Annotated in this window: 18 protein-coding genes; 11 read left to right on the forward strand and 7 right to left on the reverse strand. The window is 65.0% G+C overall.

Going from position 1 to position 23,530, the window contains the following annotated elements; genetic code table 11:
* Together AU188_RS05040 and AU188_RS05045 are read right to left on the reverse strand one after the other, a co-directional pair.
* Positions 1-326, reverse strand: a 326-nt coding sequence (locus tag AU188_RS05040; RefSeq protein WP_172799400.1) for an NlpC/P60 family protein, incomplete at its 3' end; no start/stop codon positions are given.
* 232 nt (positions 327-558) lie between these two features.
* Positions 559-1,698, reverse strand: a complete 1,140-nt coding sequence (locus AU188_RS05045; protein ID WP_059162648.1) for an alkaline phosphatase family protein — start codon at positions 1,696-1,698, stop codon at positions 559-561.
* Positions 1,699-1,853: 155 nt separating this feature from the next.
* On the opposite strand from AU188_RS05045, the gene AU188_RS05050 reads away from it, so the two are divergent.
* From AU188_RS05050 to AU188_RS05075, 6 genes are all read left to right on the forward strand, one after another.
* Positions 1,854-10,988, forward strand: a complete 9,135-nt coding sequence (locus AU188_RS05050) for a BTAD domain-containing putative transcriptional regulator (RefSeq protein ID WP_059162649.1) — start codon at positions 1,854-1,856, stop codon at positions 10,986-10,988.
* Positions 10,989-11,005: 17 nt separating this feature from the next.
* Positions 11,006-11,257 (forward strand): ribbon-helix-helix domain-containing protein, encoded by a 252-nt coding sequence (locus AU188_RS05055; RefSeq protein ID WP_059162650.1) that lies wholly within the window; start codon positions 11,006-11,008, stop codon positions 11,255-11,257.
* The gene (locus AU188_RS05060) at positions 11,254-11,685 is read left to right on the forward strand and encodes a type II toxin-antitoxin system VapC family toxin (protein WP_059162651.1); all 432 of its coding nucleotides are present in this window, start codon (positions 11,254-11,256) and stop codon (positions 11,683-11,685) included. The genes AU188_RS05055 and AU188_RS05060 overlap by 4 nt, the downstream gene beginning before the upstream one ends.
* A gap of 81 nt (positions 11,686-11,766) precedes the next feature.
* Positions 11,767-12,540: an ArsR/SmtB family transcription factor gene (locus AU188_RS05065; protein ID WP_059162781.1), complete on the forward strand. Its 774-nt coding sequence runs from the start codon at positions 11,767-11,769 to the stop codon at positions 12,538-12,540.
* Between the two features lie 5 nt (positions 12,541-12,545).
* A complete protein-coding gene (locus AU188_RS05070) occupies positions 12,546-13,262 on the forward strand; it encodes a DUF899 family protein (RefSeq protein WP_353612109.1) in 717 nt (238 codons plus the stop codon).
* A gap of 17 nt (positions 13,263-13,279) precedes the next feature.
* Positions 13,280-14,008 (forward strand): DUF899 domain-containing protein, encoded by a 729-nt coding sequence (locus tag AU188_RS05075; RefSeq protein WP_059162653.1) that lies wholly within the window; start codon positions 13,280-13,282, stop codon positions 14,006-14,008.
* Positions 14,009-14,090: 82 nt separating this feature from the next.
* On the opposite strand, the gene AU188_RS05080 is transcribed toward AU188_RS05075, so the two are convergent.
* On the reverse strand, positions 14,091-14,753 hold the full coding sequence (locus AU188_RS05080) for an MBL fold metallo-hydrolase (protein ID WP_082686495.1): 663 nt from the start codon (positions 14,751-14,753) through the stop codon (positions 14,091-14,093).
* 81 nt (positions 14,754-14,834) lie between these two features.
* Here AU188_RS05080 and AU188_RS05085 point away from each other — a divergent pair, with 81 nt between their 5' ends.
* Positions 14,835-15,218 (forward strand): hypothetical protein, encoded by a 384-nt coding sequence (locus tag AU188_RS05085; RefSeq protein WP_059162655.1) that lies wholly within the window; start codon positions 14,835-14,837, stop codon positions 15,216-15,218.
* Here AU188_RS05085 and AU188_RS05090 read toward each other — a convergent pair whose 3' ends face one another.
* Genes AU188_RS05090 through AU188_RS05105 form a run of 4 tightly spaced genes read right to left on the reverse strand, consistent with a single transcriptional unit; the run spans position 15,219 to position 19,446 of the window.
* Positions 15,219-15,872 (reverse strand): alpha/beta hydrolase family protein, encoded by a 654-nt coding sequence (locus AU188_RS05090; RefSeq protein ID WP_059162656.1) that lies wholly within the window; start codon positions 15,870-15,872, stop codon positions 15,219-15,221.
* Between the two features lie 43 nt (positions 15,873-15,915).
* Positions 15,916-16,659, reverse strand: a complete 744-nt coding sequence (locus AU188_RS05095; RefSeq protein WP_059162657.1) for a glutamine amidotransferase — start codon at positions 16,657-16,659, stop codon at positions 15,916-15,918.
* 54 nt (positions 16,660-16,713) lie between these two features.
* Positions 16,714-18,957, reverse strand: a complete 2,244-nt coding sequence (gene katG, locus AU188_RS05100; RefSeq protein ID WP_059162658.1) for a catalase/peroxidase HPI — start codon at positions 18,955-18,957, stop codon at positions 16,714-16,716.
* A gap of 33 nt (positions 18,958-18,990) precedes the next feature.
* Positions 18,991-19,446: a Fur family transcriptional regulator gene (locus AU188_RS05105; RefSeq protein WP_059162659.1), complete on the reverse strand. Its 456-nt coding sequence runs from the start codon at positions 19,444-19,446 to the stop codon at positions 18,991-18,993.
* Positions 19,447-19,752: 306 nt separating this feature from the next.
* On the opposite strand from AU188_RS05105, the gene AU188_RS05110 reads away from it, so the two are divergent.
* Genes AU188_RS05110 through AU188_RS05125 form a run of 4 tightly spaced genes read left to right on the forward strand, consistent with a single transcriptional unit; the run spans position 19,753 to position 23,506 of the window.
* A complete protein-coding gene (locus AU188_RS05110) occupies positions 19,753-20,964 on the forward strand; it encodes an acyltransferase family protein (protein WP_059162660.1) in 1,212 nt (403 codons plus the stop codon).
* A gap of 50 nt (positions 20,965-21,014) precedes the next feature.
* Positions 21,015-21,707, forward strand: a complete 693-nt coding sequence (locus AU188_RS05115; protein ID WP_059162782.1) for an Rv0518 family GDSL lipase — start codon at positions 21,015-21,017, stop codon at positions 21,705-21,707.
* Entirely contained in the window at positions 21,707-23,056 is a 1,350-nt protein-coding gene (locus tag AU188_RS05120) for a sensor histidine kinase (protein ID WP_059162661.1), read from the forward strand. Before AU188_RS05115 ends, AU188_RS05120 begins: the two co-directional genes overlap by 1 nt.
* An 18-nt stretch (positions 23,057-23,074) precedes the next feature.
* Positions 23,075-23,506 (forward strand): type II toxin-antitoxin system Rv0910 family toxin, encoded by a 432-nt coding sequence (locus tag AU188_RS05125; protein WP_059162662.1) that lies wholly within the window; start codon positions 23,075-23,077, stop codon positions 23,504-23,506.
* The last annotated feature ends 24 nt before the right edge of the window (positions 23,507-23,530 follow it).

Genomic DNA, 23,530 nt, shown 5'->3' on the forward strand with positions numbered 1-23,530 from the left:
GCGCCGCCACCGCCGATCTTGACGCCGCCGCTTTCACCGGATGAGACCGGGGTGCCGTCGGGCAGGGTGGCTGCGGTGTGGCCGCTGTTCCAGCCGACCACCAACGCACCGGGCTGGGTGCCGTACTGGAATCCACGTTCGAGCAGCTCTTGCTCGATGTTTCCCGTGTTGAACCGGTCGCCGTAGACGGGCCGCCCGGTCGCCGCATTCGTCACCCAGGACACGAGACCGGAGCAGTCCGTACCGGCCGGAGAGTCACCGCCCGAGACGTACGGCGTGCCCGACACCTGGTTCACCAGCGTCAAGAGCGTCGCAAGAGCAAACATGCGCCGGGACGTTACAAGTGGCGTTGCAGTGTCACCAAATTCTGTGACAGCGTTCACAACCTGAGCGTTCTATTGCGTACTTCACGAATGTCATTGCAGATCGAGGCTTTTCGCATCCATTCAGCAACTTCGGTTACGAGACGCGAATCATGCGCTGCAACAGCCGAATTGATTTGCTCCGCGTATCGCTGCTGACGAAAACAATTGGAGTTGAGCGCTTTTCGTGCCCAACTCAACCGTATGCCAGCAGCAACGGAACAGTCTGCTCAGCGAAGGTGAGAGAGCCGTGGTGCCCGATCAGCGACGATTCCAGCGGTTCGACAGCGCGTCGGACCACCGCCGCCGCGCCCCGGGCGGCCGCCACCACGTCGCCGATGCGGGGCCACACCGCGTTGCTGACGCGCTCGCCGAACCACCCCGCCTCGACGGCCTCCTCGCGTGAGAGCACCCATGCCCGCTCACCCAGCGTGGCGCGCCACGTGGCGAGCACGTCGCTTCGTGAGCCGTCCTCTATATAGATGTGTCGAGCCCGCGGCTCTCCGCCGATCGCCTGCACACCGTCGAGCAGGGCGGGGTTGGCGTCGACGTCCACGGTCTCGGCTTCCCGGACTTCGACCATGCCGTGGTCGGCGACCACGGCCAGCAGCCCGCCGGGCGGCAGCGCCTCGACCACCGACTCGACGAGCCGGTCGATCTGGCGCAACTGCATGCGCCACGGTGGTGACCCGGGGCCGTGCAGGTGGCCGAGCAAGTCGAGTTCGCTGTGGTAGCCGTAGCAGAACCCGTTGTCCGCCAGCGTATCCCGCACCGCGGCGGCGAGGTCGCCGAGCGCGTGCACGCCCACGTAACGCCCGCCGCGCAGCACGGCGCGGGTGAGCCCGGAGCCGGTGAATTCGGCGCCCGAGATGACGTTGACCGCGACGCCCACCGACGCGGCGCGCTCGAACGTGGTCGGCCGCGGTTGGACCTGTTCGGGCAGCACCCTGCCGCGAAGGTCCTCGCCCCAGGGGTGTGGCCGCCAGCGCAGGGCATTTACCACGCCGGCCTCCGGCACCCGGAACGAGTAGCCGACGAACCCATGCTCGCCGGATCGGCAACCGGTGCCGATCGCCGCGAGGCCGGCGGCGGTGGTCGAGGGGAACCCGACGGTCAGTCGTCGTCCGCGTAGCCCCGCCAGAACGGGCGCGTCGCCGGCGTAGGTGTCGAGCAGTTCGGCGCCGAGTCCGTCGATCAGCAGGACGCACGCCCCGGCGATGTCGTCGCCTGGGAGGCCGATGCGGTTGTCGAAGCCGTCCGCGCCCATCGCCGACAAGACCGACGGCACCACATCGGCCAGGTGCGCGAGCTCGGGATCCGGCGTCGGCAGGTCCACACCGGCGAGCCTGCCACACGGCCCGCAGCGGACGCCATCAACAGCCCTGCCGCAGGAACGGGCGATGGCTTCACTGCAGCGGCTACCTTTACTCGTTCTTGACCGGGTGTTGATTCCCCATCGAGACGATGGCCGATGTGGCTACGCTTCAACACGTGGAGCTGGGGGTTTTAGGTCCTCTCCAGGTCCGACAGGGTGGTCTGCCGGTCGCCATTCCGGGTGCCAAACCGCGTGCCGTTCTCACGATGCTCGGCCTGCACGGCGATTCGGTCGTATCGGCCGAAACGCTCGTCGAACTCCTGTGGGGTGACGATCCACCGCGCACCGTCGCCAAGGCTCTGCAGACCCACATCTCCTCGCTGCGCCACACCCTTGGCGACGGCTTCGTCTTGACGCAGGGCACGGGTTGGATTCTCAGCACCACCGAAGTCGACGCCACCCGCTACACGGCGGCCACGAAGCTAGGACGCGACGCACTGGCTGTCGGTGACGCCGGCCAGGCGGTCGCCCACTTCGACGAGGCATTGGCGCTCTGGCGTGGTGTCCCCGAGCTGCCGGACGGCGCACGCGGGTCATCGGAGAAGACTCGTTGGATCGAAAGCCACGCCGCTCTGGTGGAGGACCGAGCCGACGCATTGCTTGCGACCGGCCGCGCCGCGGAGATCATCGGTGAGCTCGAAGCCGCGGTCGCCGACGCGCCCCTTCGTGAGAGGCGTTGGGGCCATTTGATGCTCGCCCTTTACCGCGCCGGCAGGCAAGGCGAAGCTCTCGGCGCCTATCAGCGTGCCCGGTCGGTGCTCGCCGAACAGCTGGGTGTTGACCCCGGACCCGACCTTCGTCGACTCCACACCGCTGTCGTCGCCCAAGACCGTGCGCTGGAAATCCCTTCTGCACAACATGTTCAGACCGTGACCCGTGCGGTCACGTTCCTACTCACCGACATCGAGGGATCCACCGCGGCGTGGGAGGCCGATGCCGACGCGATGGCGATCGCCCTGGCCCGACACGACGAGCTCGTAGAGCAGGTTGTGACATCTCGCGGAGGTCGGCTCGTAAAGACGCGCGGCGAGGGCGATGCCACGTTCTCGGTTTTCGACCGGCCATCAGCAGCGTCCGCCGCCGCCATCGAACTTCAAGAGGCGATCCGTCACGAGCCGTGGGCGCTGCAAGCACCCATGCGCGTCCGCGTGGCATTGCACACCGGCGAAGTGGAATTTCGCGACGGCGACTACTTCGGTAGGGCGGTGAATCGCGCCGCCAGGCTTCGGTCTCTGGCCGTCGGCGGGCAGATCCTGTGCTCGGGAGCGACAGCCGAACTCGTCATCGACTCATTGTCCGACGATGTGGTGTTGACCGATCTCGGAATGCGCCAGTTGCGCAATTTGGCGCGGCCCGAGCACGTCTTCGAGCTGCGATTGATGACCGTCGAAGAGGATGCGGCGGCGCCGTCGAGCGTTCCGCCGATGGAACGGCCGCCCATGCCTTCGGTGCTCAGCGGTCCCGGTCCGTTCGTCGGACGCGACCGTGAACTGGAAGGGTTGTTCTCGGCTTGGCAGACCTCCGTCACCGCCGGTACGCGCGCCGTCCTGATCGCCGGTGAACCCGGCGTGGGGAAGACGCGCCTGGCGGCCGAATGGTCGGGGCGGGCGTATGACCAAGGTGCCGTGGTCCTTTACGGCCGCTGCGACGAGGACCTCGGGGCGCCGTACCAGCCGTTCGCCGAAGCACTGCGGTCGCTCGTGCCGTGTCTCGGTACGAGCCGGCTGCGAGGCCTGCGCGGCGTCGAAGCATTGCTTCCGTTGGTTCCGGGCCTGACCGACGTGCTATCCGACCTCGCCGCACCCACCCGCGCCGACCCGGACACCGAACGCTACGCACTTTTCGATGCCGTCGTTGCGCTGCTGGCAATGGCTTCCACGACCGCACCTCTCGTCGTGATTCTCGACGACCTTCATTGGGCGGCCAAGCCCACCCTGTTGCTCCTGCGCCATCTTCTGCGCTTCGGCGAGCACGCTCGTCTGCAGATCATCGGCACATACCGCAGCACCGATCTCGATCGGTCGCACCCGTTGGCGGCGATGCTCGCGGATCTTCACCGCGACGGCTCCGCCAGCCGCCTTCAACTCAGCGGCCTCGAGGAGGTCGACGTGAGTGCGTATGTCGCCGAGGCGGGTTACGACGACGAAGAACTCGCGCGAGCTTTGGCGTCGGTCACAGGTGGCAACCCGTTCTTCCTCATCGAGGCTCTGCGCCATGTCGATGAGAGCGGGGGACGGTGGGATCCGAATACGCTTCCGCAGGGTGTTCGGGAAGCGGTGAGCCGCAGACTTTCTCGGCTCCCCGCGGAGACCAACAAGGCGCTCGCAGCGGCGGCGGTGGTCGGTAGCCGGTTCGCTCTGGATCTGGTCGAGCGGGTGCTCGACCAGGACCTTGTCGACGCGTTCGACGATGCGTGTAAGGCCGGAATCGTCATTGAGGAACAGGGCGGTTGGTACCGCTTCAACCACGCGCTCGTGCGGCAGTCCCTGTTGGCGGAGTTGGCATCTGTGCGTCGCATGCGGCTGCACCAGCGCATCGCCGCGACACTGGAGAGCGATTCTGGCGACGACGACGAACTGTTGGCCGAACTGGCACACCATTATTTCGAATGTGCGTGGGCGGGAAATGCCGCCAAGGCGGTCGACTACTGCCGGCGTGCAGCGAATCAGGCGATGGCGCGGTTGGCCTACGAGGGCGCGGCCGACCTCTACGACAAGGCGCTGCATGCGCTCGAGGAACTCGATGACGAGTTGCCGGACCGCGATGACCTGCAAACCGAACTGCTGATCGCGCGCTGCGAGGCCCTGCTTGCTGCCGGCGAGGTGGTTTCGGCAACGGGCGCGGTGTCGCAATTGCAGCACGCTGCGGGCGATTCCGCGCGTCTGGCCGCCTGGGGTACGTGTTTCGACGGCCAGTTGTCGATGCTCACCGATCCCGAGCGTTTGGACGATGTCGAATCCGCCGTCGCGGCGGCGGCAGAGAGGCTCGCCGAATTGGACGATGCGGCAGGGGAGGCGAAGGCGCACACGGTGCGGGCCGGGTGCCTGGGCCGGCTCGGGCGAGTCGGTGATTGCGAGACCGCCCTGGATCAGGCTCTCACCGCAGCGCGGCGAGCAGGCGAACACCGCCTGGTCAATGCCGTGCTGGCGAACGCCCCCCTTGCGGCGTTGTGGGGCCCCAATCCGGTACCGCGAGCAGGCGGGCGGTGTCTCGATGTCGTTCGCCTGCTTCGCATCACGACCGGTTCACCGGTGGTGGAGGCGACGTCGACGAGGTGCCAGGGGGTGCTGGACGCGTTTCGCGGTCGTGCCGCCGCGGGTCGTCAGTTGATCGATTCTGCGAGGCGGTCGCTGACAGAACTCGGAATGCGGCACGCATTGCTCGAGGTTGACCAGTTCGCGGGAATCGTCGAGTTGGTCGCCGACGACCCTGCGGCCGCCGAAGCGCATTTGCGGCGGGCCTACAACGGTTTTCGTCGGATGGGGCTCGATGCGGACACGGCCGAGACGGCGGCGTTGTTGGCGCGAGCGTATCTGGCGTTGAATCGGGACGCCGATGCCGACGAATTGTGCGTGGAGAGTGAGCGTCTCGCTGGCCATGCGTTAAAGGCCTCTATCACGTGGCGGACGGTGCGGGCGCAGCTGTTGGCGCGCCATGGTGAGCACGATGAGGCTCGGCGGGTGGCCGAGGAGGCGGTCGCTTTGGCGGGGCGGACGGACGCGTTGGTCGATCACGGCGACGCATGTCTCGCACTAGCCATGGTGCTCGACGCGGCGGGCGACGTTGTCAGCGCGAAAGCCGCCGCTGACAAGGCGGTTGACCTGTACGAGCAAAAAGGCGCTGCGGCACTTGCCGAAAAGGCGCGAAAGATGGCAGGCAAGCGCGTCGAGCCGAGTGCCCCTGCAGCGCCTCAGGTTCCCGTTGCCGACCTCGAGAATGCCTGTGCACGAGCGGGTGAGCGCGTGATAGCTGCCATCGACCGCAGGGACTGGGACGAGGTCGAGCGGATGTTTGCGCTCGACGCCTCCATCGAGAGTCGTCGAAAGATTGTCGGTTTCACGCATATCGACCTGGCAACGGAGAACTGGCGACATGAGAATCGGCGCATCCTGGAGACAAGCGCAGCGAAGGTAGAGCAGGCTGTCATCGCCGTGCGAGGCGAGCGCTTGGCTCTCGCCCGATTGATGGTGGGCACCGCCGACTTGACTCCCGGTGCGCCGCGGGACGACTTCCTTCAGTTGTACGGCATCGACGAGCATGGCCGAATAGGGCTGCAGGTGTTCTTCGACCTGGACGACATGGACGCGGCTATGGCGGAACTCGATGCCGCACATGCTCGGCTCCAAGAACCACAGCCTCGAGCGCCCGTCGAAAACACCGCGACTCGAGCCGACGATCGACTGATCGCGCTGTTTGGCGGCGATCGCTTGGACGAGATCAGTGCACTGTTCTCGGAGGACACCAAGGTCGATGACCGCCGTCACGGACTTCGCCGCGAGAGCGATGACCGAGCGACAGCGATCGCCAATATTCGTGCAATCGCGGCCTTGGAGGTTGCTGTCACAAAGAGAACTCTTGCCGTGAGGGGCGATCGCCTCTGCCTTAGCCGCATCCGATTCGAACAGCAATCGACGCAGCCCACAGCGTTCTGCGTTGAGGCGCTGGAGATCACCGAGGTCAATGCTGAGGGGTTGATGACGGCGAAGGTTGGTTTCGACCTCGATGACTTCGACGCGGCCATCACTGAAATCGACGCCCGCTACCTTGTTGGCGAGGCGGCGGCGCACGCGCAGATGTGGTCCAAGGTCGCTCGGGCTTACGCAACGCTCAATCAGCAAGAGCTCCCTGCGACAACACCAGACTGGATCAACATCGATCATCGGCGGCTCGCGCCGGTCGAGGCGGGACATCTGGCCGCGTACGTCCGCGATGCGCAGAGCCAGTGGGGAATCATCTTCATCGAGGCTGTACATCGGCTCAGCGATGTTGGAGCCGTCGTTAGTCGGGCGATTGATTCCACCTCGAGCGATGGCTTCGAAGCAGAATGGCGCGAGATCGACCTTCTGACGTTCGACGGCGACCGAATTAGTCGCCTTGAACTCTTCGATGAGTCCGACCTCGATGTCGCGCTCGCCAGCTTCGACGAGCTTAGTTGCCCAGTACCAATTCTAGAAAACGCGGCAAGCCGTGCGTACCGACGATTCGAAAAGTTCTTCGCGTCGCGTGACTGGGATGCCATGCGGGAGATCGCGACACACGGCGTTTCCGTTGACGATCGTCGTCGAACCGTGAACGCCGGGCTACGACACGGTGTAGGTAGTGACATCGAGGATCTGCGGGCCGCGGCCGGCGCTGGGTTCGCAAGCATCACCGCCTCCATCATCGCAACGCGTGGCGAACACCTCGCCCTCGGTCTGGCCCGTGCCAGCGCTTCGGGTAGTGACCAGCCCGACTCATTTCACGGCGATGCCTTCTGCGTGATTGAGGTCGACGCCGACGAAAGATTCGCAGCTGTCGTCGTGTTCGATGCCGACGACATCGACGCCGCCTTCGTTGAGCTCGACGCCCGCTTCGTCGCCGGCGAGGCCGCAGCCCATGTTCGGACATGGTCGGCTATCACCCGGAATGCCGCGGCTTTCAACCAGCGTGAGCCCTTGTCGACGGCGCAGGACTGGGTAACCATCGACCACCGACGTGCGACAGCGTTCGAACCTGGCGACATGACTCCATACATCCATGCGACGTGGGACGTCGCGCCGGACATCAACCTCTACATCGAGGACGTGCATCGGCTGAATGATCTGGGAGCGGTCTTCACCCAGGTGTTGAAAGGCGCCTCGAAAGAAGGCTTCGATGCGGAGTGGCGGGACGTCATCATTCTCACGGTCGATGGCGAGCAGCTCACACGGTGCGAAATCTTCGACGAGGCAGATCTCGACGCCGCGATTGACCGCTTCGAAGAACTGCAACCGCGGACGCCAAAGCTAGAGAATGCGGCAAGCCGGGTAGGTGAGCGCTTCGACGCGTCCTTCGCGATCCGCGACTGGGACGGGATCGCGGAGATACTGATGAACGACACTTACGTCGACGATCGTCGGCGAGTCGTAAATTCAGGGCCCCATTACGGCCGGGACGCCGAAATCGCGAGTATTAAGGCAATCGCCGAAGTCGGCGCCAAGAACATTACGGCGACCACCATTGCAACTCGTGGAGAGCGCCTCACCCTTCGCGGTGTTCGCTACGTGGGCCGCGACCCGCGTCCTCACGCATTCCACACTGACGTCCTCGACATCGTCGACATCGAGACCAACGGATTGATTGCGGCCCGTATTGTGTTCGACCACGACGATATTGAGGCCGCATTCGAGGAGCTCGAGAGCCGCTACTTCGCCGGCGAGGCCGCCGCACATGCGAACACATGGTCGGCCATAGTTCGTATAACCGCAGAGTTCAATCGGCGTGAAGTGCCCGCGACGACACCGAACTTCGTAAGTCTGGACCGCCGCCACGGAGGCGCATTCGCGCCGGGCGAGCTAACAGCGTATCTGTTTGGGACATGGGATCTTTCCTCGCAGGCCGCCCTTTGTATAGAAGCAGTGCATCGGCTGGACGACCTCGGGGCCGTCGTTACCCACGTTGGACGCGCGACGTCACACAACGACTTCGCCGCCGAATGGCGGGTGATCAATGTGGTGACCGTCGATGGCGAACAGCTCACCCGGTGCGAAATCTTCGACGAATCCGACCTCGACACCGCGCTCGCGAGGTTCGACGAGCTCAACCGTCCGACGCCGCAGCTCGAAAATGCGGCAACCAAAGTGATCGAACGCTTCCTGGCATCTTTCACTGCCCGCGACTGGGACGCTCTGGCGGACCTTCACGCCGACGGCTTTATCTACGACGATCGCCGTCGGCCTATGAACGCTGGCGTGCGACATGGTCGAGAGTTTGCGATTGAAAATCTGAGGGCGAGCCTCGACATCGGAGTATCGGCGTATTCATCGTCGGCCGCTATCGCGACCCGGGGCGGACGGCTCACCCTTATGCAGTTCCGCGCCTCAGGCAACGATCCGGAAGCGATTCAACTCGATATCCTTCTGGTCGTCGAGACCGACGCCGACGAACGGCTCGCAGCGTGCGTCCTCTTCGACCTCGACGACATCGACGCCGCGTTCGAGGAACTCGACGCGCACTACCTCACCGGAGAAGCGGCCGCCTACGCGCACACATGGTCGGTCGTCGCGCGGAACTATGCAGCGTTCAACCGTCACGTCTTCCCTTCGGCGGCGCCCGACTGGGTGACCGTCGACCACCGCCGAGGTGCATCATTCGAGCCCGGAGACCTTGCCGCGTACATCCGTTCCGCCTGGGACATCGTCCCCGACATCACGGTCTACATCGAGGCCGTGCATCGGCTGCGCGATTCGGGAGCGGTATTCACCCAGGTCTCAAAGGGAACTACGCAGCAGGGGTTCGATGTCGAGTGGCGAGAGCTGTGTCTTGTTACGGTCGACGGCGAATTGGTCAACCGCGCCGAACTATTCGATGAGGGCGAAATCGACTCTGCTCTTGCGAGGTTCGGCGAATTGGACTCGCAGACAGCATGTCAGGCAAACACGGCGAGCCGAGCAGATGACCGCTTCTTTGCGTACTTCGCTGCCCGAGACTGGGCGGCGCTAGGTGAGACATTGGCGGACCAGGTCTTCGTCGACGATCGGCGTCGTGTCGTGAATGTCGGGTTCTGGAATGGCCGGGACGCCGTGATCGCGAGCCTTCAAGCTCTCGCCGAGGCTGGCCCGAAAGTATCGTCCGCTGTTGTTGCGACCCGCGGGGAGCGTCTCGCCCTCAGTCGTATTCGTTCCTCGCGGCCCGACCGGCGCGCCTGGGAAGTCGACAACGAAATGCTTCAAGTCGTTGAAATCGACACCGACGAGGCGATCGTCGCGCATATCGAGTTCGAGCCTGCCGACATCGACGCCGCCATCGCCGAACTCGATGCCCGCTACCTGGCCGGCGAAGCGACGCTATATTCGCACACGTGGTCGGTTGTAACTACGGCCTATGCCGCAGTGAACCGGCACGAGTCGCCGCCAACGACACCCGATTTGGTGACCGTCGACCATCGGCAGGGAACTCCATTCGCTCCAGGCCACCTCGCGGCAATCATCAGCAGCCCATGGGATGTAACGCCGAACCTTCACAGCTACGTCGAAACGGTGCATCTCCTCAACAATGACGGAGCAGTCATAACGCAAGTATCCCGCGGAGCCGCAGACGGATTCGATGCTGAGTGGCGGCTGGTCATCGCCTTGACGGTCGACGGCGACCGCTACAACCGATGCGAAATATTCGACGAGTCAGATCTTGACGCCGCACTCGCCAGGTTCGACGAACTCGGTGCGACCACACCGCCACTCGAAAACGCATCAACACGAGCTCTCGCACGCGCGATGGCTGCGTTCAACCGCCGCGACATTGACAGCTATCTTGCCGTTGTCACTACAGACGGACGTTATGAAGACCGGCGTAAAGGGCTGCGTGACGAGGGCGCGATCAAGCCGGACTTCGCGCGCACATTGTTCTTTGAGGCCGCTGCTGGTTGGCAGGTGGAGTTTGAGCCAGTCGCCATAAGGGGTTCGCGCTTGGCGCTGTGCCGCGTGACGTTTCGCGATCACAGCGGGGACGACCGCCCGATCGCTGTGGACACCCTCGTTGTTACCGAAGTCACCGATGACGAATTGATCGCTCGCTTCATAATTGTCGATCCAGATGACATCAACGGCGCGATGACTGAGCTCACCGCGCGCTGGATCGCATCTGGCGAGGTCGCACACCCCGAAATCATCGAGGCACACCGTCGGCTGCTGGTCGACATTGCTAACCGCCATGACTGGGATACATTCGCCACGCTCAGCGCTGGCGCAGCGTATGTCGGCCACGGCCAGCTGGCAGTCGGCCTGGATACGATCGCCGACTACATCTCGTCTATCCGTATGTTGGCGTCACTCGTTCCGGATCTCTGGCTTGAGCCGGCCGAGATCCTCTCGCACTCCGCTTTGGGCGTCGGGTCCTACGTTGTCGTGAAGGGGACATCAACCGAAGGGGCGCCGATTGAGCTTCCGCTCCTCATACTCGTCCTATTCGATGGTGATCGCGTCAGCCGTGTCGAGACCTTCGACGTCGACCAGCGCGCCGCTGCCCTTGCCCGGTTCGAGGAGCTCAGTGCTTCCGGCGGCTCGAAGTGCAGATAGCATTAGCATGCTAATGTATGAGCATGTTCGGTCACCGGCTGCAGATCCTGCTCGACGACGAGCGGCATCGCCGGATCACCGCCCTGGCGCGTGAACGCGGCGTCTCAGTCGCAACCGTGGTTCGTGAAGCCATCGATCGCGGGCTCGCCAGCCCGACCAATCGTCGCAAATCCGCGGGCCAACGCATCCTCGACGCATCCGACATGGCACTTCCTGACCCGGAGGAGCTAAAGGAGGAACTCGACGCGTTGCGTGGACGCCACGGATGATCGTCCTCGACACGACGGTTCTCGTGTACGCGAAGGGCGCCGAACATCCACTACGCGACCCTTGCCGTGAGCTGATCGCGGCAATCGCCGAGGGGCGCATCGAAGCGACAACAACAGTCGAAGTGATCCAAGAGTTCGTCCACGTCCGAGCTCGCCGACGCGAGCGCACCGACGCGGCAGCGCTCGGCCGGGACTATGCAGAACTGCTATCACCGTTGCTCAGCGTGACTTTCGAAGCGCTCCAGCGTGGCATGGCGTTGTTCGAGACGACGCCGCGAGTCGGAGCTTTTGACGCAGTGCTGGCCGCGGCGTCAAACGCAGCGGATGCCGCCGCCCTTGTGTCCGCGGACACTGCGTTCGCCGACCTACCTGGTATACGGCACGTTGTCCCCGACGCCGTCGGCGTCGCGAGCCTCCTCGGCGGCTGACGCCCACGCATTGACACGCAGCCGTCTGGCTGCCTATGGTCGAACATGCAGCCATCCGGCTGCGTATTGGAGATGGCATGGATGGACGACGTTTTCCGGGCGCTTGCCGATCCGAACCGACGGTTGCTGCTCGACAGCCTGAACACCCGCAACGGGCAGAGCCTGCGCGACTTGTGCGCAGGCCTGGAGATGGCACGCCAATCGGTCAGCAAGCACCTCGCGGTGCTCGAAGACGCCAACCTCATCACCACCGCGTGGCGGGGGCGGGAAAAGCTGCACTACCTCAACGCCGAACCGATCAACGCAATCGCCGACCGCTGGATCAACCAGTACGAACGCACGCGGGTGCAGACGCTCGCGGACCTCAAGACAGCATTGGAGACCCACCCGATGAGCAGCAGCGAATTTGTCTACGTCACCTACATCCGCACCACGCCCGAACGCTTATGGCAGGCGATCACCGACCCGGCCTTTTCGAGTCGCTACATGGGCCATGCCATCGTCTCCGACTTCGAGAAGGGCTCGACCTACGTCTGGGCCGACCGCAGCGGGCTGGAGATCGAACATCCAGAGCAGGTCATCCTGGAGTCCGACCCGTACCGCCGGCTCGCATTCACCTTCCACACGTTCGTACCTGAACTCACCGAGCTTGGACTCGACGCGGAGACGATCGAGAAAGCCGCGACCGAACGGCGGTCGAAAGTGACCTTCGAAATCGAGCCGGTCGACGAGAGTCAGGTCAAGCTGACCGTCGTGCACGACGACTTCCCGCCGGAAAGCACTGTCCGCGAACTCATCTCCGGAGGCTGGTCGTGGAAGCTCGCCAACCTCAAATCAGAACTCGAGCAGTCATGACGGGCATGCCTGCCATCACCGACCGGGCGACGTGGCAAGCGGAAATCGACGCGCTCCGAATCCGGGAGAAGGAACACACCCGGAAAGGCGACGCGATCGCGGCGGCCCGCCGGCGTCTACCGATGGTCGAAATCGATGCCACGACACCCTTGATCGGTCCCCAAGGACAGGTCACCGTGCTCGACGCATTCGAGGGGCGCAGCCAACTGATCGCGTACTACTTCATGTGGTATCCAGGCCATCCGGCATCCGAGCAATGCGAGGGCTGCACCTGGTGCACCACGCACGTTGCGGAGTTGTCCTATCTCCATTCCCGCGACATCACCTACGCGGTTTTCTGTCAGGGTCCCTACGACGAAAGCCGCCGCTACCGCGACTTCATGGGCTGGGACATGCCGTGGTATTCGGCGCAAGACTCGCTGGACACCTTGCTCGTCGGGCGGCAACAAGGCCTGATGCACCTCGTGTGTTATCTCCGCGTGGGCGAACGTGTCTTCGAGACATATTGGACGAACTACCGCGGCGTAGAAGCCATGGACTACAGCCTCGCACTCATGGATCTCACCGTGTACGGACGGCAGGAGGCGTGGGAGGACTCGCCACCGGGCTGGCCACTATTCCCGCTCGCCGAGGATGGCCAACCAATGCGCAGTAACGGACGTCCGATCGCCCAATGGTCACGACTGGAAGCCGGTCGTTCCGATGATCTAACGCCGAAATAGGAAGGAAGACAGGAAGAATGAAAACACCACCGATCGTCTCGGCGCCGGAATGGGACGCTGCTCTGAAGGAAATGCTCGTCAAGGAAAAGGCGTTGACCCGCGCCCACGACGCGCTGGCCGCACAGCGCCGGCGGATGCCCTGGATGCCTGTCGAGAAGGAGTACGTCTTCGAGGGGCCCGATGGCAAAGCGAGTCTCCTAGATCTGTTCCAAGGCCGCCGACAGCTGATCGTCTACCGGGCGTTCTTCGGGCCCGAAGTTTTCCACGGGCCCGCCGATCAAGGGTGGCCCGATCACGCCTGCTGCGGCTGCTCCTTGATGGCCGACCACGTCCCCAACCTCGCCCATCTCAACGCCCGCGACACCACGCTCGTCTACGCCTCACCGGCGCCGCAGGCAGACATCGCACGACTGAAGGCACGGATGGGCTGGGAGCACATCCCGTGGTACACCTTCCTCCCCGGAAAGGACGGAGCTTTCGACAAGGACTTCGGCGTAGACGAGTGGCACGGTCACAACGCGTTCATTCGTGACGGCGATCGCATCTTCCGCACGTACTTCATCAACGACCGTGGCGACGAGGCGTTTGTCACGACTTGGAGCTACCTCGACATGACCGCATTGGGGCGCCAAGAGGATTGGGAGGACTCGCCGGAGGACTATCCGCAGACCCCACCCTACGAATGGTGGGACTGGCACGACGAATACGGCACACACAAGCCGTCGCGGTGGTTCGAGGACGCTTAGCCGGTTGATCGCACGCAACTGCTGGTGGGTGTAATCAAACGGTTAAGCGTGTTCCTGGTGCACTACCTAATTCAGCAGGCTCTTAGGACGGCACGCTCGCCAGCGCCTGGTCAATGATCTCCGACCAGCGTCGGGCGTCCACGACTTCGAATCCGGCGTCTCCGCCGAAGGCGCTGGAGATCACGATGTCAGGCTGCACAGTGCCCAACAGCGTCACGCTTTCCCGGAGCTGGCCGGCGTCGCCGCGACCGGGAACCAGGAACGTGCCCCAAGTGCCGTCCGCGGTGGGAAACATGGTGTCGCCGGTGAACAAATACTTCTCCCCGCCGACGCCCGTCACTAGGTAGCAGGTGCTGCCGGGCGAATGACCTGGCGTGGGAAGCACCTCGACGCTGTTGTCGTCGACGTGGCGCGTGGTACCGATGGGCACGTCGACGCGGCCGTGTTTTGCGATGGCGTCGATCTCAGCTTCCGGTGCGTGCAGTCGGCGGCCGAACCGCTTCTCGATCCGCGCCAGGTTGGGGCCCGCCTCGTCCAGGTGCGAAAGGTACTGTGCACCGACACCACCGAGCGCGTCGATCGCGTCGAAGTCCGCTTCCGTGGCGGGGCTGTAGAACAGCACGTTGCCGCGCGGACCACGCCACAGGTAGGCGTGCGTGGTGAGTCCCGGAAGAGGCGTGTCCGTCCGGGTCTGCCATAGGTCTTCGCGTAGTTGAAGCATTTCCTGCGTCGTTGAAGTAGCCATGACAAGATCCTGCGACCTCAACTAACGTTGAGGTCAAGTCATTTCTCCCCGAACTTCGAAGCCAGGTGCCACCATCAACAGATGGCGCGCTCACACACCGCTGGCACGGCGATCTTGGCGGCATCAGCGGCTGTCGCCGCGTCGATCATGTTCGCGCCCAATGCCTCCGCGGTCTGCTATTCCGCTGACTGCGTGCCCAATGTAGAGCGCAACGTCGTAGAGGGAGCGCCTTGTGCGCCCGGCAAGTACTTCAATTACGGGCTCGGACCCACCGGCTCGACGTTCGTCTGCAACAGGATCGGAGTCTGGACGCCCGCGGGTCCACTGGTCGGGATACACAACGTCGCGATGGACTGCCCGGAGCGCAATCTCTCCGCTCAAGGCTCCGATGGCGTGGCGTTCGTGTGCGCCGACATGGGCGGCGGCCACCTGCGATGGGCGCATCGCATCGACACCGCGGAGTGATCAGAGCGTGGCGGCGATCCGGACCGCCACGTCGGCCGCAACCTCGAGCGTCGTCGGATCGGAAGCCGGGTGATAACGGTCTGCCGCCGGGGCATAGGTCGCGCCCGCGATCGAGCCGTGATCCGCCGCTACCACCGCATAGTCCACCGGCCAGCCGTTCCGCGAGAGCGTCTCGGCGAACTCGCGACTCACCTCGGGAGGTATGACGTCGTCGTGCTCGCCGTGCAACAGCGTGAACGGCACCGGGTCCCCGCTCAACTGCTTCGGCAGCCGGACACCGGAAATCGGGTCGGTAACCATGAATGCCCCTGCGAGACAGACGGTGTGGGTCACACCGAACTGTCGAGCATGGATCGCCAGCCCGGCCGCCGCCAGCCCACCCATCGACCAGCCGACAAGTACCAACGGATCGCCGCCGGCGCGTTCCCGCGCATAGCCGGCCGACGCCAGCAGGTCCGCCCGGCCGCGGTCGTCGGCGTGCGAGTCCCAGTCGGCGAGCACGACGGCCGGGCCATGCTCGTGCAAGCGTTCGGCCAGCGGTCGCATCGCGGCGCGCGAATCGGTCTGTGCGCCGTGCCACATCAGGACTGTCGGTTGGGACGCGTCGCCGAAGACGTCGGCGGACCGGCCGGGGGAGTACTCGACGGTGTGCACGGACTACGGAGTGCCCCGATAACCCCGAGGGCAATCGTGCCTGTCACCGCCGACGCGCATACCTGTCGACGAATCGTTTGAGGATGGTGCGCGGATATCGGACATCCCACTGGCGGGCAGCCGTTTTCAGCGATTCGGCAGACTCGGGCGGAAAGTAGCCGTGGTTCTTGTAGACGTCGATGCGAGTGAGCATGCCGTCGAGATCCAGTTCGGGGTGAAACTGCGTGGCGTACACGTGCCGCCCGACCCGGAACGCCTGCACCGGGCAGTCCCGCGACGAGGCGAGCCGCACCGCGTCCGGCGGAAGCGTGGTCGCACCCTCCCGGTGCCCGCCGAAAGCGTCGAAGACGTCGGGCACCTCGGCGAACAACTCGTCATCGCGGCCCGCGGGCGTCACGGTCACGGTGAGCCCACCGACGGGTTCCGGGTGTGTCCGGTCCACCGTCGCGCCGATGACAGTGCCGAGAGTGCCGACGCCGTAACAGCAGCCGAGGAAGGGGAAATCACGGTCCACGATGCGGCCGATGAGCTCCAGCAACTCGGACTCGACCCGCCGCTGCGTCGCCGACTTCGACTCGGCCGTGTCGCTGACGTTGTACGGGCCGCCGCCGAGGATGATGCCGGACCAGTCGGCTAGGTCGATTTGGCCCAACGACTCGTGGGTCAACCGGATGCGCCGCATCCCGCAAGTGTCGAGGCCGGCGAAGCGCATCATCGCCCGGTATTCCTCGTCGGCGGCTTCGTCCTCGCCGCGGATCGACAGCAGCAGGAACGGCTTAGACAGCACGGCAGCCCCGCGAACTCGGTGAGCCCGCGGGGTGCCGCGCGTCGTCGATTGCGATCAGTCCAGTTCGAACCGATCGTTGTTCATGACCTTTACCCAGGCGGCGACGAAGTCCTCGACGAACTTCTCCTTGCTGTCGTCCTGCGCGTAGACCTCGGCGATGCCACGAAGCACCGAGTTCGAACCGAACACCAGGTCGTTGGCCGTGGCGGTCCACTTTGCCGCCCCGGAGGAACGGTCCCGGCCCTCGTAGACGTTCTCGGCCGTCTCCGACGGCTTCCACTCCGTGCTCATATCGACCAGGTTCACGAAGAAGTCGTTGCTCAGCACGCCCGGCCTGTCGGTGAACACGCCGTGCTTGCTGCCGCCGTGGTTGACGTTGAGCACCCGCAGTCCGCCGATGAGCACCGCCAACTCGGGAGCCGTCAGGTCGAGCATGTACGCCCGCTCGACCAGCAGCTGCTCCAACGGATTCTTCTCGCCCGGCCGCACGAAGTTACGGAACCCATCCGCCCGCGGTTCGAGCACCGCGAACGACTCCACGTCGGTGTCCTCCTGCGAGGCGTCGGTCCGACCCGGCGCGAAGTGCACATCGATCTCGAAACCGCCGTCGCGCGCGGCCTTTTCGATCGCCGCCGAACCACCCAGCACGATCACGTCGGCCAGCGAGATCTTCTTGCCGCCGCTGGCCGAGGAGTTGAACTCCTGTTGGATGCGCTCGAGCACCGGCAGCACCTGAGCCAGTTCGGCCGGCTCGTTGGCCTCCCAGTTCTTCTGCGGCTCCAGCCGAATCCGTGCGCCGTTGGCGCCGCCCCGCTTGTCGGTGCCGCGGAAGCTCGATGCCGACGACCATGCCGTCTTCACCAACTGCTGCACCGTCAGGCCGGAGTCGAGCAGCTTCGACTTGAGCTGGGCGATGTCCTGCTCGTCGACCAGTTCGTGATCCACCGGCGGAACCGGGTCCTGCCAGAGCTGCGGCTCGGGAATCCACGGCCCGAGGTAGCGGCTGATCGGGCCCATGTCGCGATGCATCAGCTTGAACCACGCCTTGGCGAAGGCCTCGTCCATCTCCTCGGGATGGTCGAGCCAGCGGCGGGTGATCTCGCCGTAGATCGGGTCCTCCCGCATCGAGAGGTCGGTGACCAACATGGTCGGCTTGCGCGGCGGGCCGCCGAACGGATCGGGAATGATCGCCTCGGCATCCTTGGCCTCGAACTGCCAGGCGCCGGCGGGGCTCTTGGTCAGCTCGTACTCGTAGCCGTACAGGGTCTGCAGGTAACTGTTGTCCCACTTGGTCGGAGTCGGGGTCCAGACCACCTCGAGGCCGCTGGTGACGGTGTCGCCTGCCTTGCCGGAGCCGAACGGGCACTTCCAGCCCAATCCCATCTGTTCGATCGGGGCACCCTCGGGCTCGGGCCCCATGCCTTCGTCCGAACCTGCGCCGTGGGTCTTGCCCAGCGTGTGACCACCGACGATCAGCGCGGCGGTCTCCTCGTCGTTCATCGCCATCCGGCCGAACGTCTCGCGGATGTCGTGCGCAGCGGCCAGCGGATCCGGCTTGCCTTCCGGGCCTTCCGGGTTGACGTAGATCAGGCCCATCGTGGTCGCGCCATAGGGCTCGGCCAACTGGCGGTCACTTTCGTTGGTCCCGCCGTAGCGCTTGTCGGTGCCCAGCCAGGTGTCCTCCTGGCCCCACAGCATCTCCTCGGGCTCCCAGATGTCCTCGCGGCCGAACGCGAAACCCATCGTCTTGAAGCCCGACTGCTCCAGTGCGGCGTTTCCGGCGTACGCGATCAGGTCCGCCCAGGAGATCTTGTTGCCGTACTTCTGCTTGATCGGCCACAGCAACCGGCGGGCCTTGTCCAGGCTCGCGTTGTCCGGCCAGCTGTTGAGCGGGGCGAAACGCTGGGCACCCTGTCCGGCGCCGCCGCGACCGTCGAAGATGCGGTACGTGCCCGCGGCGTGCCAGCTCATGCGAACGAACAACCCGGCATAGCTGCCGTAGTCGGCCGGCCACCAATCCTGCGAAGTGTTGATCAACTCGACGACGTCCCGCTTGAACGCCTCGAGGTCGAGTTTCTTGAACTCCTCGGCGTAGTCGAAGTCCTGGCCGAGCGGGTTGCCCTTCTCGTTCTGCTTGTGCAGCACCGACACGTCGACCTGTTCGGGCCACCAGTCTCGGTTCGTCAACGGAGCGTGCGTCTTCGGCTTCGGCGAATCGATAACCGGGTTCTCGCTCTCACTGTGGCTGGCCGTCTTGGAGTCGGCGTGAGGCGGGCGAGCGTCAGAGGTATCAGACACAGCGTTCCTTCCGATCGGTTGTTTGGGCTGCGATCACGGTCGTGATCCGGAAACTTGCGATGCCGAGCAGTCCGGGCACAGGCCCCAGTAGATGACCTCGGCCTCATCGAGCACGAAGCCGTCCAGCGCGCCGTCGGGGTCCGACGGGGTCAAGCAGGGCGCTTCGCCGACGGCACAGTCGATGTCGGCGATGACACCGCACGACCGGCACACGACGTGGTGATGGTTGTCGCCGACGCGTGACTCATACCGGGCGAGCGAACCGGAGGGCTGAATCCGACGCACCAACCCGGCGCTGGTCAGCGCCGCGAGCACGTCATAAACGGCCTGCCGCGAGACGTCCGGGAGAGCGAGGCGCACCGCGCCGAAGATCGTTTCGGTGTCGGCGTGGGGATTGCCGTAGACCGCCTCCAGCACCGCGAGTCGCGGGCGGGTAACGCGAAGGTCGGCCGCGCGCAGCCGTTCCGCGTAGTCGGGCGTCGAAGGCACGCTGCCAATATGCCGCGTTATCTGGAATGAGTCAAGACTTGATTAGGCGCGGGACTCTGCGGCGTGTCGCAAATTCGGACAGGACCGTTGCTGCAGCGACCGAAGTGCCTCGTCGACAACGTTTTTCGATGTCGCAGAGGCCGTGTCCCGGGGTTTCCGCGCTTGTTCCGGATACCGGCGCGGCTGGTACTGTTCCGAAGCTGCCGGGTCGGGACCCGTCTGTGGTCAGGGGGAGGTGGACCACCCGGCGACTGACATCAGCCCAGACCCGAACGAGAAGCTACGGACTTCCGCGAAGAGAGTGTTGTGCGCACCGGCGAAATCAGAGCCCTTTCCGGCCTGCGCATCGTCGCCGCCATTTGGGTGGTGCTGTTCCACTTCCGGCCTCTTTTAGAGGAGTCGGTGCCGGGCTTCCGGTCGGCGCTCGCGCCGTTGCTCAACTGCGGTGCGCAGGGCGTGGACCTGTTCTTCATGCTCAGCGGGTTCGTGCTCACGTGGAACTATCTCGATCGCATGGGGCCGTCGTTTTCGTGGCGGGTCACCGCGCGTTTTCTCTGGTTGCGGCTGGCCCGCGTGTGGCCGGTCTACCTGGTGACGATGCATCTGGCCGCCCTGTGGATCATCTTCACCCTGCACATCGGCCACGTGCCGTCGCCGGCGGCCGACACTCTGACCGCCACCAACTACATCCGCCAGGCGCTGATGATCCAGCTGTGGTTCGTGCCGTTCTTCGACGGTTCCAGCTGGGACGGGCCGGCCTGGTCGATCAGCGCCGAATGGCTCGCCTATCTGCTGTTCGGCGCGCTGATCCTGGTGATCTTCCGGATCGCGCGAGCGACGCGGGCCCGGGGCTTGATCGCGCTGGCCTTCGTCGCCACCATGCCGCCGATCCTGCTGCTGCTGGCGACCGGGCTGTTCTACACACCGTGGAGTTGGCTGCCGCGGATCGTCATGCAGTTCACCGCCGGTGCGCTGGTGTGTGCCGCGGTCCGCAAGCTGCAGCCCAGCGACCGGACCCGGCGTGCGGCGGGGTACGCCGCAGTTCTGCTGGGCGGTGCGATCGTCGCCATCCTCTACCTGCTCGACGCCCACCCGCTGCCCAAGGTCCCCGACAGCGCGGGCCTGGTCGATGTGCTGTTCGTGCCCTTGCTGTTCACGCTCGCCATCGGGTCGGGAACCCTGCCCTGGTTGCTGTCGCTGCGGCCGCTCGTGTACCTGGGACACGTGTCGTTCAGCCTCTACATGGTCCATGAACTGGTGCACACCACCTGGAACTGGATGGTCGCGCAATTCGAGCTACAACTGTCGCCGGACCTCACGGGCAAGTTGATAATGGTTGCCTTGCTCGGCACCGCGCTGATCGGCGCGGTCATGCTGTACCACTTCGTCGAGGAGCCTGCCCGGAAATGGATGCGCGGCATGATGAGCGCCCCCACGCGTTCGGATACCCCTGGCAAGTTGCACACCGTGTCGCACCCACGCGAACGAGCAGAGGTGTTTTCGGCCCGCGCCGGATGACCACGCGAGTCGCTGCGGTGTTGTCCTCGTCGCAGCCCTACGCTGGAGCGGTGAGGCGCGTGGTGACGATCGTGCTGTCGATCGCACTCTTGGTCGTCGCGGGATGCCAGCATCGGGAACCGCTGCGCGACAAAGAGATCGTCGAGCTCAACTTCACGGTCAACCGCATCGCGGTGATCGGCGACTCGTACACCACGGGCAGCGACGAAGGCGGGCTCGACGCGAAAGGATGGCCGACGCAGGCGTGGCAGATCCTGGCTCGACAAGGGGTCGCCACCACGGCCGACGTCGGCGCCGAAGGCGGAGCCGGCTACGGCACCCGCGGTAACCGCGGCAGCCTGTTCGAGGATCTGACCGCCGCCACGGTGAAGCCCGACGACACGCTCGTGGTGTTCTTCGGTTCGCGCAACGATCAACGTGTCGATCCCACCCAGCTGTCGATCCTCATCTACGGCACATTCCAATTGGCGCGACGGATCGCGCCGGCGGCGCGGCTTCTGGTGATCGGGCCGCCGTGGCCGACAGCAGACGTCCCCGCTGAGGTGACGCGCATCCGCGACACCCTCGCCTACCAGGCCGACCTGGCGGGTGCGACGTTCATCGACCCGATCGCCGCGCGCTGGTTCGTCGACAGGCCCGAGCTGATCGGCTCCGACGGCGTCCACCCCACCGACGCGGGCCACACCTATATGGCCGAGAAGATCGCGCCGCTCATCGGTGCGCAACTGCCGCGCGGCATCTGATGCGCCCCGGCGGACGCCTGTACCAGCTGCTGACGCGGGTGTTGTCGCTGCGGATCATCGTCATCGTGGCGGCGCTGTCGGTGGTGGCGCTGGTGATCACCCTTGGCGCATGGGTGTGGTTCGGCGTCACCAACGACCAGTACAGCCAACTGGACCGCCGCCTCGACTCGGTCAGCAGCCTGGGCGACATCAGCACGCTGCTACGCACCGCCCAGCAGGCCGACATCGACCCGCCCATCCCGGACGGCGGGCTGGTGCGCACCGCGCGGGTTGACGGCGTCACCGTCTCCATACCCGAGGACATCGTGTTGCCGAAGTTCGACATCGGCTACGCCGACACGACCATCGACGGCGTCGAATACCGGGTGCGGACATTCGCCGCCGGTGACGCATTGATCGCAATCGGCGCGCCGCTGGCCGAGACCCAGCGCCGCATCGACGAGTTGCACCGCCGGGTGCTGCTGATCTGCGGCGGCGTGATCGTGGGCACCGTACTCGTCGGCTGGGTGATGTGGTCGATCATGATCAACCCGTTCCGCCTGCTCGCCCAGCAGGCGCGCGCGATCAACGCGCAGTCGAAACCTGAGGAGGTTCAGGTGCGCGGCGTGCAGGAGGCCGTCGAGATCGCCGAGGCGGTCGAAGGGATGCTCGCTCGTATCGGCGATGAACAGCAACGCACCAGGGCCGCGCTGGAATCGGCGCGCGACTTCGCCGCGGTGGCGTCGCATGAACTTCGCACCCCGCTGACCGCGATGCGCACCAATCTCGAGGTGCTGTCCACGTTGCAGATGCGCGACGAGCAGCGCCAGGAGGTGATCGCCGACGTGATGCGCACGCAGAGCCGCATCGAGGCGACGCTTACCGCGCTCGAGCGCCTGGCCCAAGGCGAGCTGACCACCATCGACGACTTCGTCCCCGTCGACATCACCGAGCTGCTGGACCGGGCCGCGCACGACGCGATGCGCAACTATCCCGGTCTGCGGGTGTCGCTGGCTTCGTCGACGACGGTGCTCATGTTGGGCTTGCCGGCCGGGCTGCGGCTCGTCGTCGACAATGCGATAACCAATGCGATCAAGCACGGCAGTGCCACCGAGATCCAGCTCGGCGCGGACAGTTCCGGGGAAGGGGTGAGAATCACCATCGACGACAACGGCTCGGGGATACCGGAGGGCGAACGGGCAGCGGTATTCGAACGGTTCTCGCGCGGCTCGACCGCGGCGCGCTCCGGTTCGGGGCTGGGCTTGGCGCTGGTGGCCCAGCAGGCCGAGCTACACGGCGGAACCGCGACGATGGAAACCAGCCCGCTGGGCGGCGCGCGGCTGGTGCTGAGCCTGCCCGCGCCGAGCTGAGCTGGATAGCATCCCAAGATGGCGAAACTCGAGTTGTCGCGCGAATTGGCGTTGAGCCCACAGGACGCGTGGGAACACGTCTCCGACCTCAACTCGCTGGGTGACTGGCTGGTGATGCACGAGGGCTGGCGAAGCGAGTTGCCCGACGAACTGTCGGTAGGCACCACGATCGTCGGGGTGGCCGGCGCGAAGGGCCTGCGCAACAGGGTCACCTGGACCATCAAGAAGTTCGACCCGCCCCAGCTCATCGAGGTGACCGGAAACGGCGTGGGCGGCACCAGGTATGGGCTGACGATGACCGTGGCTCCGACGAAGAAGGGCAGCGCCTTCACTCTCAGCCTCAACCTCGGCGGAGCGCCGCTGTTCGGGCCGATCGGCTCGGCGGCCGCGCGGGCGGTCAAGGGCGATATCGACCGATCCATCCGCAAGTTCGAGGAGCTCTACGCGTGAGAGGGTGAGCCAAGGGCTTGGGCC

It is taken from the genome of Mycobacterium sp. IS-3022 (assembly GCF_001500065.1).
Lineage (GTDB): Bacteria > Actinomycetota > Actinomycetes > Mycobacteriales > Mycobacteriaceae > Mycobacterium.

Coding starts and splice junctions, on each gene's coding strand:
- AU188_RS05055 (WP_059162650.1), top strand. CDS start 11,006: ATGAGCATGTTCGGTCACCGGCTGCAGATCCTGCTCGACGACGAGCGG.
- AU188_RS05060 (WP_059162651.1), top strand. CDS start 11,254: ATGATCGTCCTCGACACGACGGTTCTCGTGTACGCGAAGGGCGCCGAA.
- AU188_RS05065 (WP_059162781.1), top strand. CDS start 11,767: ATGGACGACGTTTTCCGGGCGCTTGCCGATCCGAACCGACGGTTGCTG.
- AU188_RS05070 (WP_353612109.1), top strand. CDS start 12,546: ATGCCTGCCATCACCGACCGGGCGACGTGGCAAGCGGAAATCGACGCG.
- AU188_RS05075 (WP_059162653.1), top strand. CDS start 13,280: ATGAAAACACCACCGATCGTCTCGGCGCCGGAATGGGACGCTGCTCTG.
- AU188_RS05080 (WP_082686495.1), bottom strand. CDS start 14,753: ATGGCTACTTCAACGACGCAGGAAATGCTTCAACTACGCGAAGACCTA.
- AU188_RS05085 (WP_059162655.1), top strand. CDS start 14,835: ATGGCGCGCTCACACACCGCTGGCACGGCGATCTTGGCGGCATCAGCG.
- AU188_RS05120 (WP_059162661.1), top strand. CDS start 21,707: ATGCGCCCCGGCGGACGCCTGTACCAGCTGCTGACGCGGGTGTTGTCG.
- AU188_RS05125 (WP_059162662.1), top strand. CDS start 23,075: ATGGCGAAACTCGAGTTGTCGCGCGAATTGGCGTTGAGCCCACAGGAC.